The following is a 330-nucleotide window of genomic DNA, read 5'->3' on the forward strand; positions in this document are numbered from 1 at the left end:
GTCGAAAACCTGCTCGCAGGCACTGACCAGATGATTGATCATCGGCCGCCCGGCGACCGGATGCATCGCCTTGGGCAGCGCGCTCCGCATGCGCGTGCCGAGACCGGCGGCAAGGATGATGGCTGCGCTCATTCAGCGGCAATACCAGACGCATTGTGAAGAACGGCTTGTGGCCGCAGGCAATCGGCATCCGCTCTGGCGCGAATTCTCCCTGCCAGCGTCTCCACCGTGTCGTTGACCAGCGCCTCGTCCTCCGCCTCGGCCATGACGCGGATCACCGGCTCGGTGCCGCTGGCGCGGATCAGGATGCGGCCGCGCTCGCCGAGCTTC

The 330-nt window shown here is 66.7% G+C and carries 1 protein-coding gene and 1 pseudogene; both read right to left on the reverse strand.

What is annotated here, in order from left to right:
- Positions 1 to 132, reverse strand: a 132-nt coding sequence (locus tag E2C06_RS37085) for an NTP transferase domain-containing protein (protein ID WP_133293446.1), incomplete at its 3' end; no start/stop codon positions are given.
- A pseudogene (locus tag E2C06_RS37090) lies at positions 129 to 330 on the reverse strand (hypothetical protein); the annotation flags it as partial. The gene E2C06_RS37085 and the pseudogene E2C06_RS37090, both read right to left, overlap by 4 nt.

Origin of the sequence: Dankookia rubra (assembly GCF_004355005.1) — a bacterium.
Lineage (GTDB): Bacteria > Pseudomonadota > Alphaproteobacteria > Acetobacterales > Acetobacteraceae > Paracraurococcus > Paracraurococcus ruber_A.